The following is a 13,045-nucleotide window of genomic DNA, read 5'->3' on the forward strand; positions in this document are numbered from 1 at the left end:
AAACATGGAAGCCGGTGGGAAGGCGCCCGTCGGCAACCGACCGGCACTCCCTACGGTGCCCGGCCGTTCCGGGCGGCGAAATCGCGGGCAAGCGCCAGGAAGGCCCGGAGTCCGGCCGATGGATTGCGCCGTCCCGGATAGTAGAGGCACAGGCCGGGGAACGGCGGTGTCCAGTCCTCAAGCACGCGCAGGAGTCTGCCGTCCTTGATGTCGGCCAGAACGCTCCGCTCCATGAAGAACCCGACACCGGCCCCCTCCAGCACGGCCATGCGTGCAAGACCGGCTTCATCGAGCGTGACGCGGCCGCGTACGTCGACCTGAACGATCTCCCCCCGCCGCTCGAATTGCCAGCGATACATCGCACCGTTGGGCAGGCGTACGCGAATGCACGCGTGATGGACGAGGTCTGCGGGGACGACCGGTCGCCCGTGCTGCGCAAAGTAATCGGGCGAGGCGACGACCGCATACCGTTGCGGGCGGCCGAGGGAGACCGCGATCATATCGCTCGGGACCAGGTCGGCGACCCGCACGCCGAGATCGAAGCCTTCCGCAACGATATCGATCAACCGACCCTCCGTCACCAGATCGACGGTCATCTCCGGATGGCGGCGCAGAAATTCCAGCACCAGGGGTGACATGATCTCCTGCGCCGCCACCGGCGCGGCGTTGATCCGCAACGTGCCCGAGGGCACCTCCTGCTGCGAACGGACGACGTCCACGGCGTCACGGATTTCCCGGAGCGCCGGACCAACCCGATCGACGAAGTGCCGGCCCGCATCGGTCAGCGAGACGCTGCGCGTGGTGCGATTGAACAGCCGTACGCCCAGACCCGTCTCCAGCTTTCCGATGGCGTGGCTGAGGGCCGTGGTGGACATGCCGAGGTCGACGGCCGCTGCGCGGAACGAGCCCCTGCGCGCAATCGCCATCACGGCTTCCAGATCGTTCAGGCCGGTGCGATCCATTGTCCTGTTTTCCGGAATGTCACGTGCCGGTTTATCCCACTTATCCGGACAATGATCGAGCCCAGATTTCGGCCCGGGAACCACCGCTGCCCCTCAGGAAGAATCGACATGTTGCAACTCCCCACACCCATTGAGGCGTATTTCGAGGCCGAACGGCGCTCTGACGCCGACATCCTCGTTACGGCGCTGGCCAATGACGCCGTCGTTCGGGACGAGGGCGCGACCCATTCCGGAATCGACGCCATCCGCCGGTGGTGGCTGTCGGCCAGGGACGCCTACGGCTACACCGCCGAGCCGATGGGCATGACCGCAAACAACGGCGGCATCCTGGTGTCGACCAAAGTCTCGGGACGGTTTCCCGGAAGCCCCGCGACGCTCACCTTCATCTTTTATCTGAAAGAGAACAAGATTTCCGGACTGGAGATTCGATGATGCCGGATTTCATCAGCCTCGAAAAAAAACGGGCGCTCATCACATCGGGCACAAAAGGGGCGGGAGCGGCGACCGTCGACCTCTTCCGACATCTCGGCGCCCGGGTGCTGACGACGGCACGATCGAAACCCGAGGCCATGCCGGACGACCTGTTCGTCACCGCCGACCTCACCACCCCGGAAGGCTGCGCGACGGTGGCGCAGGCGGTGCGTGACCGCGTGGGCGGTGTCGATATCATCGTTCACATGCTCGGCGGCTCCTCCGCACCCGCGGGGGGGTTCGCCGCGCTGAACGAGTCCGAGTGGCGGAAGGAACTCGATCTCAACCTGTTTCCGGCGGTCCGGCTCGACCGGGAACTCGTGCCGGGAATGATCGCGCAAGGAAGCGGCGTGGTCATCCACGTCGCGTCGATCCAGAGCAGACTTCCCCTCCCCGACGCCACGACCGCCTATGCCGCCGCGAAGGCCGCACTCTCCACCTACAGCAAGAGCCTCTCGAAGGAAGTCTCGCCGGCAGGCGTGCGCGTCGTGCGCGTCTCGCCGGGATGGATCGAGACGGAAGCATCCGTCCGCCTGGCCGAACGGCTCGCCCTGCAGGCCGGAACGGATTACGAGGGCGGCAGGACGATGATCATGGACTCGCTCGGCGGGATTCCGATCGGCCGCCCGTCCAAACCGGCCGAAGTCGCGAACCTGATCGCCTTCCTGGCGTCGGATCGTGCGGCGACCATCACGGGATCGGAGCACGTCATCGACGGCGGCACGGTCCCGACGGTATAGGTCCGGCGAACGCGCCCGCCGTCAGTCGTGGTGCGGGATGAACAGCCGGTCGCCGATGCGGTGGACGGGCATGCGGTAGCCGTACATCGCCTCCAGCCCGTCGGTGGTCAGCACCGCGTCCGGCGGGCCGGAGGCGATGATGCGGCCGTCCTTCATGGCGACGATGCGGTCGGCGTAGGCGGCGGCGTAGTTGATGTCGTGCAGGACGATGACCACGGTGCGCCCCTGCCGGTCCACCAGGTGGCGCAGGATGCGCATCATCTGGCGCCCGTACATCATGTCGAGGTTGTTGAGCGGCTCGTCCAGCAGCAGGTAGTCGGTGCCCTGGCAGAAGGCCATGGCCACGAAGGCGCGCTGGCGCTGGCCGCCGGACAGGGCGTCCAGGGTGCGCCCGGCCAGTTCGGTCAGGTCGAACTCCGCCAGCGCGGCGGCGATGTGGCGGCGGTCCTCGTCGGTCAGGCGGCCGCGGCTGTGGGGAAAGCGGCCGAACCCCACCAGCTCGCGCACCGTCAGCCGGGCGGCGAGGCCGGTGTCCTGGCGCATGATGGTCAGCGTCCGGGCGAGGCGCCGGCCGGGCGTGCGGTCGACCGGCAGCCCGTCCACGGTGATGCGCCCGCTCTGCAACGGGATCAGCCGGGCGACCAGGGACAGCAGGCTGGACTTGCCCGCCCCGTTCGGCCCGATCAGGGCGATCAGCTCCCCCTTCGGCAGGGTGGCGCTGACGTCGTGCAGGATGGGGGTGCCCTGCAGGGTGAGGGATACGCCGTCGATTGCGATCATCGCCTGTTCCCGGTCGCCAGAAGAAGAAGGAAGACCAGGCCGCCCAGGAACTCCACCACGACGCCCAGGGTGGAGGCCCCGCCCAGCCCGTGCTGCAACACCGCCTGCCCGCCCGCCAGCACGGTCACGGCGATGCAGGCCGCCGCCGGCAGCAGCACGGCGTGGCGCCGGGTGCCGGTCAGCCGCTCGGCCAGCGCCACCACCAGCAGGCCCAGGAAGGCCACCGGCCCCACCAGCGCCGTCGACACCGCCACCAGCAGCACCACCAGCAGCAGCACGCCGGCCACGCTCCACCGCCAGTCGACACCCAGGCTGATCGCCCCCGCCGGCCCCAGCGCCATGACGTCCAGGACATGGCGCTGCCGCCACGCGACCGCCGCCGCCACGGCGGTCAGCACGGCACCGATGGCCAGCAGCTCCCCCTGCGGCGCGTTGAAGTTGGCGTAGCTCACACCCTGGAGCACCGCGAAGTCGTTGGGATCGATCAGCCGGGCCAGCAGCGACGACAGGCTGCGGAACAGGATGCCCAGCAGGGCGCCGGTCAGCAGCAGCACGGTCAGCGAGTGGCGCGCCCGCACCAGCGGCAGGAACACCGCCGCCGCCAGCCCGACCATCGCCGCCAGGGCGATCACGAACTTCAGCCGCGGGTCGACGGCGGCGAAGCCGATGCCGCCCAGCAGGAAGACCAGCGCCGTCTGGCCCAGCAGGTACAGGGCGTCCAGCCCCATGATGGACGGGGTGAGGATGCGGTTGCCGGTGATGGTCTGCAGCAGCACGGTGGCCACCGCCACCGCCACCGCCACCTGCACCAGGGCCAGCAGCTTGAGCGCCCGCAGTTCCAGCACGAAGGCGATGTTGCCCCGCAGGTTCAGCCCCAGGAAGGCGGCGGCGCAGAGAAGGGCCAGGGCGGCGGCCAGCCAGACGCGACGCTCAGCCACGGGCACGTCCGCCGCGCACCAGCCACAGGAAGGCGGCCGCCCCCACCACCCCCAGCACGGTGCCCAGCGGCACCTCGTAGGGGTAGCGCAGCAGCCGCCCCAGCACGTCGCAGGCCAGCGTCAGCCCGGCCCCGCCCGCCGCCACCCACGGCAGGGCGCCGCGCAGGTTGTCGCCGCGCAGGCGCGAGACGATGTTGGGCACGATCAGCCCGACGAAGGGGACCATCCCCACCACCACCACCGTCAGCGCCGCCAGCACCGAGACGATCACCAGCCCGACCTGCATCATCCGTTCGTAGTCGAGGCCGAGCCCGGTGCCGGTGTCGCGCCCCAGCGACGCGATGGTCAGCGCGTCGGCCAGCCACCACACCAGCACCACCATGACGCCCACGCCCCACAGCAGCTCGTACCGGCCGCGCAGGATGCCGGAGAGGTCGCCGTTCAGCCAGGTCTCCAGAAGCTGGAGCAGATCCATCTGCCAGGCCACGAAGGTCACCCCCGCGGCGATGACGCCGCCGTAGACGATGCCGAACAGGGGCATCAGGAACGGCTCGGTCGGCGGCAGGCGGCGCACCAGCACCAGGAACAGCGCCGTCCCCGCCAGCGCCGCCGCGGCGGCCACCGCCATCTTGCCGGCCACCGACGCGGCCGGCCACACCGCCGTCGCCAGCAGGATGCCCAGGGCGGCGCTCTGCTCCGTCCCGGCGATGCTGGCGTCGACGAAGCGGTTGCGGGCGAGGATCTGCATGACCAGCCCGGCAATGGCCAGCCCCGCCCCCACCAGGATGGCGGCGGCGGTGCGCGGCAGGCGGCTGACCAGCAGCAGCTCCAGCGGCGCCCCGTCCGACAGGCCGGCGACGCCGACCGACAGGCTGGCCGCGCACAGCAGCACGAACACGACCGCCGCCCACAGCGCGGCGCGGCGCCCCCCGACGGCGGAGGCGATGGCGGAGGCGATGGCGGTCATCGGGCGGCCCGGAACGCCTCCTCGATGCGGGCCAGCACCCGCAGGGTCGCCGACACGCCGCCGGCGGCGATGTAGGCGTCGGCCGGCGGCAGGTGCAGGATGCGCCCGGCCCGGCCCGCCGCGGTGCCGGCCACCAGTTCGTTGTCCAGCGTGGCGCCGGCGGCCCCCGATGGCTCGCCGATGGCGGCGGCGCGGTCGACGACGATCAGCCAGTCGGGATCGGCGCGGCGGACGAACTCGAACGACACCACCTCGCCATGGGTGGCAGCACCCAGCCCCGGCACGGCGGGCGGCAGGTCCAGTTCGGCGTGGAGCCAGCCGAAGCGGGACTCCGGCCCGTAGGCCGTCAGCTTCGGCCCGTTGGTCATGACGATCAGCGCCGTGCCCTTGCCCCGCACCGCGGCACGGGCCGATTCCACGCCGGCCTCCAGCTCCGCCGCGGCGGCCCGCGCCTCGGCCTCGCGGCCGAACAGGGCGCCGTAGGCGGCGATGCGCGCCCGCGCCGCCACCAGCAGGTCGCGGCCGTCCAGCGTCATGTCGATGGCCGGGGCCACCCGCCGCACCGCGTCCAGCCGGTGGGAGGAGCGCCCGCCGATGATGATCAGGTCGGGCGCCAGGGCGCTCAGCGCCTCCAGATCGGGTTCGTAGATCGGGCCGACGGGGGTGGCGCCGGCGGCCAGCGGCTCCAGCTCGGGCACGTACAGCTTCACCGGCAGCCCCTCCGGCCGGACGCCCAGGCGGGCCAGGGTGTCGACGGCGGCGATGTCGAACACCGCCACCGTCCGCGGCGGCGCCGCGACGGCGACGGTTCCGCGGGCGGTGGCGACGTCGACCGTCGCGGCGGCGGAGGCGACCGCCGCGACCGGGAGGGTCAGGACCGACAGGATCATGCCGGCAACCAAACGGTACAGCATCCTCATGCACTCTCCCTTCCGGCGGCGGTGCGCCGACCATGTCCGCCGCGCCGCACCGGGGACCGGAGGGCCTGCGCCACCCGCTCCCGGTCGCCGCGCAGCACCGCGAAGCAATCGCCGCCGAACCACTCCAGCGACGCCCCCGCCCCGGAGTCGGCCTCACCCGCCAGGTCGGCAAGGAAGGCGCCGTAGTCCACCGCACCGTCGAACAGCGGCACCATGCCGTCGCGCCGGCCCGCGGCGGCGTAGACGTTGGCGGGCTCGAACACGCCGAGATCGCCGCGCGAGCGCACGTTCTTCAGGTGGTAATGGGCGATGTGGGGCCGCAGCGCGCGGCGCGCGGCGACGGGATCGTCGCCGGCCTCCCACAGGTGCAGGACGTCGAAGTTGATCTTCAGGGCGGGGTGTTCGACGGCGGCGATGAGCGCCCGCGTCGCCGCCAGCCCGTCGGCCAGCGTGCCGGGGTGGGTCTCCACCAGCACCGACAGGCCATGCTCGGCGGCCAGACGGCAGACCGTGCGCAGGCGCTGCACCAGGAAGGTCCGGCGCTCCGCCGGGGTATCGGCGCTGCCGGAACCGCCGGCGAAGGTGCGGATCTTCGGAGCGCCCCAGCGCTGCGCCAGCCGGCACAGGTCGATGGTGCGGCGGACCAGCGCCTCCGGCTCCCCGTCCAGCGGCAGGTAATCGCTGATCATGGGCACCCGCAACCCGAAACCGGCCAGCCACGCGGCGTCGCGGTCGGGCCGGTCGGCCAGGGACCGGGCGTGGGCGCCCCACAGCTCGATCCCCCGGAATCCGTCGGCCGCCGCCCGGGCCGCCAGCTCGTCCACGCCCAGCAGGTGGTGGCGGAAGGTGATGGAGCACAGGAAGAGGTCCATCACGCCGCCTCCGCCGGTAGCACCGCCGCGCACCAGGCGCGGAAGACGGTGGCGAGATCGGCCTTCAGCGCGAACTCCTGCCGGTCCAGCCGGTCCAGCCGCGCCGCGATGTCGGGCACCAGGGCGCCGTCGCCGGTCTGGGACAGACGGTGGACGGCGTAGTGCAGCGCCCGGAAGCCCTGGACGATCTCCTCGATGGCGTCGCAGCGGGCGAGGAACGTCTCGTCCGGCAGGTGCAGCGCCCGCCAGAAGAAGGCGAAGCCGTGCTCGTAGGCGTATTTGCGGATGGAGATGACCGGCAGTTCGCGCAGAGCCTCGCCCAGGCCGGCGACCGTGAGGCCGTCGCGTCCGTCCAGGTGGGCGGTGACGATGGTGCGCACGGCGGCGGTCAGGGGGTTCGCGTCGGGCTTGAAACAGGCATCGAAATAGCCTTTCAGGGCCGCCGCGCCGGGCCGGCGCAGGTCGCGCCGGTCGAACAGGAAGCCGCCGGCCACCGTGGGCTGACGGAAGGCGTTGATGATCTTGTCGCGGGCGATCTCCCCTTCCCAGCGGAAATCGGGATCGAGCACCCGGAAGCTGTCGCGGTCGCGGCCGGGCTCCAGCATCAGATAGTGGGGAAAGGGGTTCTGATTGAACTTGTTCTCCCGCTCCGGCAGGTGGAACAGGTCGACCATGGCCATGATGCTCAGGGTGTCGGAGCGGGTCTCCACCAGGTCCAGCAGCACCGCCAGATTGTCGTCCTTGCTGCGCCCGCGGTCGTACCATTCGCGCACCTCCGCCCCGTACAGGCGGCGGTACCAGTGACGGAAGGCGTCATGGTTGATCGCCGGGGTGTGGTAGTGCAGCGACCGCCCGGCGCTCACCGCGAAGTCCGCGTCCCACACCCCGAAATAGAACGGGCGATGGTCGATGCCGGCCCGCTTCAGGGCGTCGCTGAGGCAGCTCACCACGCAATGGACCTTGATGTCGACATAGTCCTCGCCGTGCACGCTGCCCCCGGCCGGAGCCGAGGCGGCGGCCGGGGCGGTGCCGGCCAGCAGGTCGGCCAGGTCCGCCACGGTGGCCGGGCTCTGCGCCGCCATGACGTCGTCGGGCACCGACAGGCCGTGGGACAGCTCCAGCTCCAGGAACAGCTCCATCATCAGGATGGAGTCCAGGTACAGATCCTCGTTCAGCCGGGCGGCGGGGGCGAAGGCGTCCAGGTGCGGCGTCTTCAGGTGGTCGCGCAGCACGGAGCGGATGGCGTCGATGATGCTCTCGCGGGTCATCGCGCGCCCTCCCCGCCCGCGCCGAACAGCTCGGCCACCCGGCTGCGGCTGATCTTGCCGTTGGCCATGCGCGGCAGGCTGTCGGCCTGCACCACGTCGGCGGGCTGCTGGTGGGCGGCCAGATGCTCGCGGCACCAGGCGCGGACGGTCAGCGGCGACACCGTCCGCGACGCGGTGAACACCAGCGCCACCCGCTCTCCGGCGAAGGGGTCGGCCCGGCGGAAGGCCACCGCGTCGGTCACCTCCGGCAGGGCCATGACCACGTCCTCCACGTCCTTCGGATAGACGTTGAGGCCGGAGACGTTGATGGTGTCGTCCAGCCGCGACACGAACATCAGCATGCCGTCGGGCCTGAGATAGCCGAGGTCGCGGGTGCGCACCTCCCCTTCCGCCCCGTCGACGACGATCTCGTCCGGCGCCTCCGACCCGCCGCCCGCGCGCACCCGGTGGTGGGGCAGCGGATAGCCCATGGCGGCAGCCGCACCCATGTCCGGGTTCACGGCGATGCACCCCGCCTCGGAGCAGCCGTATTGCTGGAAGAGATGGCGGGTGCGGGTGCGGATGCGGGCGAACCACGGGTCGGGCAGCAGGGTGCCGGAGGTCATGGCCGCGTGGAGGCGCTCCCCGTCCGGCAGCAGGCGGGCCAGCGCGTGCAGGACGGCCGGCGAGGCGTAGAGCAGCGGCCGCTCCACCTCGCGCAGCGCCTTCAGGATGTACTTCGGGTTGCCGGTGTTGAGAACCACCGGCTCCGCTCCCCGCTCCAGCCCGACCAGCAGGCCGCAGATCAGGCCGTAGGAATGGGTCACCGGGCAGGCGATCACCGGCGTCATCCCCTCCGGGTCGCGGAAATGGGTGACGTAGGTGGCGATCTCCCGCCCGATGGCGGCCCAGGTGCGGGCGACGGGCTTGGGCGCTCCGGTGGTGCCCGAACTCAACTGGATCAGCCGGCCGGGGTCGTCGGTGACGGCTTCCGACTCCGGCAGCACCTCCTCCGGCTCGTACCCGTTGAACAGCAGATAGCGGCAGCCCGCCTCGCGGGCCAGGCGCTCGGCCGCCGGGCGCGGCGTCCCGGGGTGCAGCGGCAGGACGGCGGCGCCGGCGGCGCGCATGGCGAAGAAAGCGGCCAGCCAGTCGATCGTCCCGGAAAAGCAGGCGGCGTAGCGCACGCCCGGCCGGGCCCGTTCGGCGCAGCGCGCCGCCAGGTCCTCGACCTCCCGGCGCGTGTGGTGTCGATCGTCGATGCGGATCATCGTCTGCCTCGCGTGTCTCAGGCCCGCCGCGCGACGGCGCGCGGCGCGGGGGCGCCCGTGACGTTGGGCACCGTGTGGTGCAGCTCGGTCCGGGCGTTGAGGAGTTTCTCGGTGAGCAGGGATTCCGTCGCCACCGTCGCGGCGCGGTGCCCGACCCGGCGGTGCCGGCCGTCGGGATCGTGGTGGCGCGCGTAATCGTCCAGGCAGCGCTCCACCGCCTCCCAGAAGTGCCGCTCGGGCAGGCCGCAGCGGACCTCCAGCAGGTGGGAGATCTCGGTCATGTTGTAGATGAACAGCGTGTCCATCACCAGTTCGCGCAGCGCGTCGACGGAGCCGGCGCGGTAGTACAGGTCCGGCGGGGCGTCACGGTAGATCGGGTTGATGTCGGCGAACGGCGGCACCGCGGCGGCGTCGCGCACGAACCCCGGCTCGTACTCCACGCTGTCGTGGAAATCGCGCAGGACCAGGCGGACCGGCCAGCCGTCGCGGTGGACCAGCACCATGTTCTGCCCGTGCGCCTCCACGGCGATGCCGTGATGGACCAGCAGGTGCCACACCGGCAGCACGGCGACCCGGATCAGCCGCTCCACCCAGGCGTCCGTCCCGTAGCGTGCGATCCACGGGGCGATGAAGGGCTCGCCGTCCGGCTCGACCACCGCCAGCGCGTTGAAGGGGACCGCCGCCTCCCCCTCGTTCAGCACGCAGGGGACGCTGCGCCGCCAGATCGCCGCCACCTGCCCGCCCGCCGGCCCGTCGCGGTCGGCGATCACGCCGGCGTATTCGGGCAGCAGGGTCAGGGGAAAGTCCCCGGCAAACCGCGGGTCGCCGCCGACCACCCCGGTCAGCCAGCGGGAGATGGCCGGGCCCGTGCACACGGAATGGGCCGTCAGGCTGCGCCGCGACGCGGTGTTGACGATGTTCAGCGCCAGCTTCACGTCGGCCCGGCGGGGATCGTCGGCGTTCATCAGGGTGCGCACCGACTGGCTGGCCCGGTAGCGGTCGCCGGCCTCCCCCAGGAAGCGGGCGCGGCCGTCGGCCAGCCAGGGCGCCAGCACACCGTCGCGCAGCGTGCGCCACTGCCAGGGGTGCAGGGGCACCAGGCCGAACCCGCCGCGCGCCCGGTCCAGCAGGCCCCACGCGGCGTCGCCCAGCTCGGCCCGCCAGAACGGTTCCTCGTCGTCGGGCAGTGCCCGGTGGAGCAACGACGGCGCCACCGCAAGCCAGACCAGGCGGAAGGTGCGCCCCGCCTCCGGCCCGAACGCGGCGTGATCGGCGTCGTCGAAGCCCAGGCGCGCCTTGAAACAGGGGTGGTAGGGATGCCCCTCCTCCAGCGCCGCGTCCAGAGCCGGGTAGGCCAGTCCCCGGCGCGGCCCGCGCACCAGATGGGCGTCGTTCCAGCGGCACAGCGCCACGGTGCGGTCAAGCTCGGCCAGCAGGGCTTCGCGGTGGGCCGCCGGCGTCGGCAGGCCGGCCAGCAGGGCGCGGTGGTCGGCCGCCCGCCAGACGCCGCCGGGGGCGCGCATCTGCACCGATCCCGCCGCAACGCGCAGGCGGCCGAACGGCCCGACGGCGGCGCGGCAGCGGAAGGCGGTTCCGCCGCAGTCCCAGTCGAAGCGCCGGCCGCCGCCGCAGGGAACGGAGCGCGCCGCGACAATGCCCTCAAACAGCAGGGCGGCGGCCAACTGGCGCACAACCCGCTCGTCGGGCCGGCCGTCCCGGTCAGCAGGGAAGGGCATGGCACCCCCCGGACGGTCGGGCCAGCGGGTTGGGCAGGCGGGCGTAGAGGGAGCCGGCGTCGGGGCTCTCCAGCTCGTCGATGCCGAGCAGACGGGTGGTCAGGTTGAACTTGGCGCCGATGGTCGGGCTGTCGAGAACGTACCGGGCAAAGGACCGGCCCGCCCGGGTCAGCGTCGCCGCCAGCCCCTCCAGCCGGCGGCGCAGATCGGCCAGCAGCACGCCCTCGTCGGCCAGCCCGTCCTTGCCCAGCCGCGCGATCACCGAGAACACCTGGTTGACGATGGCGTAATAGGCGAAGCGCCGGTTGATCTCGTCCTCGTCGAAATAGAGCGAGTGGTCGTTGTCCGCCTCGGCGACGTGCCGGCGCAGGCCGTCGCGGTAGGCGGCAGAGAGGTAGAAACCCTGGTTGTCACGGTAGTGGAAGCACCGGGGAAGCCCGCCGGCAATGTCCAGAAGGCCGTTCTGCTGGTGTGCCTCCAGCGCGATTCCGTGGTCGTCGTAGAGGCGCAGCAGCGACTCCAGCGCGCAGTCGAGATAGGCGGCGAACCACCGCCGGGCGGCCCCGGCGACGCCGCAGCCGTGCTCGACGGCGACGCGGCGCACCAGCCGCTCCAGGCGCGACGGGCGGTCCGGCAGGGGGTCGGCGGTCAGCGCCGCGACGGTCACCACGCCGCGCCCGCCGCCGCCGCGGAAGGGGTTCTCGCGCAGGATGACCTCGAACCCGCTTTCGCCGCCGTCCGGAGCGTCCAGCGTGATGTAGGCGGGGTCGAGCACGAAGCGCAGCCGCGCCGGCAGGGTCGGGGCGATGCCGGCGATCAGCCTCGCCATCAGCACGCCGGCCTCCAGTTCGTGACGCCGGTTGAGGCGGACGGAGTTGGTGATGCGCACCGGCAGCGAGAACTTCAGCATCCACGGGCTGTCGGGGCTGTAGACCGTGCGCACCGAGGACGTGGCGGTGAACTCCGGCCCCGCCGGGCCGAGGGGGCGCAGCACCCCCTCCTCCTGCCACGCCTGCACGCGCGGATCGAGAAGCAGCGCCTCGGCCTGCAACGGGTGCATGGGGATCAGCCGCTCGCCGTCGCGGCACGGCAGCCGCCGCACCTCGTCGCCGAGGATGGCGGCGATCATCTCCGGGGCGGTGGTGCTGGCGGCGGAGCGGTGGCTGACCCGCCCGGACGCCGCGGCGAACCAGCGCAGACGGAAACGGCCGTGCAGTTCGGGGGCGTAGCAGGGCTGCTGCCAGTGGCTCATGCCCTGAAGGCTCTTGGGCGCGGGGTGCAGCCAATGGCCGAAGACCAGGGACTGTTCGGCGGCGATGAAGGTGTCGTCGTCCGCCGCCGCGGCACGGTGGACGTCCAGATAGCGGCAGACGGACTGGCAGCTTTGCAGGACGCGCAGCAGCAGTTCCAGCTCATGCCCCCGCAGATCGCCCGCCGCAGCGACGTCGGCGCGGCTATAGCTTTCGCGCACCAGCGCGCACAGGGCGCTGAAGGGGGGCACCGGCTGCCAGACGATGTCGGAGCCGGCGCGCTGCCAGATCCGGCCGAAGCGGCTGGGCCCGCACCGGGAGCGGGCCAGCACCTCGGTGCGCAGCACGCTGCGCTGGGACGCCAGGCGCCATTCGACGCACTCCACCGCATCGCCCGCTCCGGCCGGGTGCCGCGCCGCGGTGCCGGCGTCGATCTCCCGCTGGTAGCAGTTGGCGAAGCTCTGGAACGTGGCGTGTTCGGCGATCTGCTGGGATGTGGGCATGCGGCCGATCCTGACAGGGCACGGAGGGGGCGGAGCGGGGAGCGTGCGTCAACTCCAGGTGAGCCGCCGCTCGCCCTCGCGGAAGGCGAAGCGCAGAAGGTGGCTCTCGATGGTAGCCTGCACGTCGGCCAGATCGGCCGGCGTCGGCCCTTCGGCGCGCACGCGCAGCCCCTCCGGCAGTGCCGTCAGTTCGGCGGTGCCGCAGGAGAACCGGCACTCCCCGCGGTCGTCCTCCAGGGTCACCGCGACCTTGTGGGCGAAGTGCCGGCACAGCCGGGTCAGGTAGTCCCGGCCGTGTTCCGTCTCGAACAGAGCGGTGGATTCGGGCATGGGGCGGATCCTCGCTTCGGAGCGGTTGCCCCTCCCCCGGCCGGGGAAGGGGCGGGGG

General features: G+C 72.1%; 13 protein-coding genes. 2 read left to right on the plus strand and 11 right to left on the minus strand.

The window, feature by feature from the left end; translation table 11 throughout:
• Positions 1-50: 50 nt before the first annotated feature.
• A complete protein-coding gene (locus G472_RS0122280) occupies positions 51-962 on the minus strand; it encodes a LysR family transcriptional regulator (RefSeq protein ID WP_035693436.1) in 912 nt (303 codons plus the stop codon).
• A 108-nt stretch (positions 963-1,070) separates the two neighbouring features.
• Here G472_RS0122280 and G472_RS0122285 point away from each other — a divergent pair, with 108 nt between their 5' ends.
• Both G472_RS0122285 and G472_RS0122290 read left to right on the plus strand, forming a co-directional pair.
• Positions 1,071-1,394, plus strand: coding sequence for a nuclear transport factor 2 family protein (locus G472_RS0122285; protein ID WP_156927218.1), 324 nt, complete (start codon positions 1,071-1,073; stop codon positions 1,392-1,394).
• Positions 1,394-2,173 (plus strand): SDR family oxidoreductase, encoded by a 780-nt coding sequence (locus G472_RS0122290; RefSeq protein ID WP_029010139.1) that lies wholly within the window; start codon positions 1,394-1,396, stop codon positions 2,171-2,173. Before G472_RS0122285 ends, G472_RS0122290 begins: the two co-directional genes overlap by 1 nt.
• Before the next feature lie 21 nt (positions 2,174-2,194).
• On the opposite strand, the gene G472_RS0122295 is transcribed toward G472_RS0122290, so the two are convergent.
• The 10 genes from G472_RS0122295 to G472_RS0122340 are packed head-to-tail and all read right to left on the minus strand — an operon-like array spanning position 2,195 to position 12,987.
• Positions 2,195-2,953: an iron ABC transporter ATP-binding protein gene (locus tag G472_RS0122295; RefSeq protein ID WP_029010140.1), complete on the minus strand. Its 759-nt coding sequence runs from the start codon at positions 2,951-2,953 to the stop codon at positions 2,195-2,197.
• On the minus strand, positions 2,950-3,891 hold the full coding sequence (locus G472_RS0122300) for an iron chelate uptake ABC transporter family permease subunit (RefSeq protein ID WP_029010141.1): 942 nt from the start codon (positions 3,889-3,891) through the stop codon (positions 2,950-2,952). The genes G472_RS0122295 and G472_RS0122300 overlap by 4 nt, the downstream gene beginning before the upstream one ends.
• A complete protein-coding gene (locus tag G472_RS0122305) occupies positions 3,884-4,858 on the minus strand; it encodes an ABC transporter permease (protein WP_029010142.1) in 975 nt (324 codons plus the stop codon). Before G472_RS0122305 ends, G472_RS0122300 begins: the two co-directional genes overlap by 8 nt.
• Complete coding sequence (locus tag G472_RS0122310) at positions 4,855-5,778, minus strand: siderophore ABC transporter substrate-binding protein (RefSeq protein WP_156927219.1); 924 nt, start codon at positions 5,776-5,778, stop codon at positions 4,855-4,857. Before G472_RS0122310 ends, G472_RS0122305 begins: the two co-directional genes overlap by 4 nt.
• A complete protein-coding gene (locus tag G472_RS35000) occupies positions 5,775-6,650 on the minus strand; it encodes a sugar phosphate isomerase/epimerase family protein (protein ID WP_035693437.1) in 876 nt (291 codons plus the stop codon). Before G472_RS35000 ends, G472_RS0122310 begins: the two co-directional genes overlap by 4 nt.
• On the minus strand, positions 6,650-7,918 hold the full coding sequence (locus G472_RS0122320) for a DUF6005 family protein (RefSeq protein ID WP_029010144.1): 1,269 nt from the start codon (positions 7,916-7,918) through the stop codon (positions 6,650-6,652). Before G472_RS0122320 ends, G472_RS35000 begins: the two co-directional genes overlap by 1 nt.
• Positions 7,915-9,291, minus strand: a complete 1,377-nt coding sequence (locus G472_RS0122325; protein ID WP_425387999.1) for an AMP-binding protein — start codon at positions 9,289-9,291, stop codon at positions 7,915-7,917. Before G472_RS0122325 ends, G472_RS0122320 begins: the two co-directional genes overlap by 4 nt.
• Positions 9,186-10,904, minus strand: coding sequence for an IucA/IucC family protein (locus G472_RS0122330; RefSeq protein WP_029010146.1), 1,719 nt, complete (start codon positions 10,902-10,904; stop codon positions 9,186-9,188). Before G472_RS0122330 ends, G472_RS0122325 begins: the two co-directional genes overlap by 106 nt.
• The gene (locus tag G472_RS0122335; RefSeq protein ID WP_029010147.1) at positions 10,888-12,657 is read right to left on the minus strand and encodes an IucA/IucC family protein; all 1,770 of its coding nucleotides are present in this window, start codon (positions 12,655-12,657) and stop codon (positions 10,888-10,890) included. The genes G472_RS0122330 and G472_RS0122335 overlap by 17 nt, the downstream gene beginning before the upstream one ends.
• A 48-nt stretch (positions 12,658-12,705) precedes the next feature.
• Positions 12,706-12,987 (minus strand): DUF2218 domain-containing protein, encoded by a 282-nt coding sequence (locus tag G472_RS0122340; protein ID WP_029010148.1) that lies wholly within the window; start codon positions 12,985-12,987, stop codon positions 12,706-12,708.
• Positions 12,988-13,045: the final 58 nt, after the last annotated feature.

It is taken from the genome of Azospirillum halopraeferens DSM 3675, assembly GCF_000429625.1.
Lineage (GTDB): Bacteria > Pseudomonadota > Alphaproteobacteria > Azospirillales > Azospirillaceae > Azospirillum > Azospirillum halopraeferens.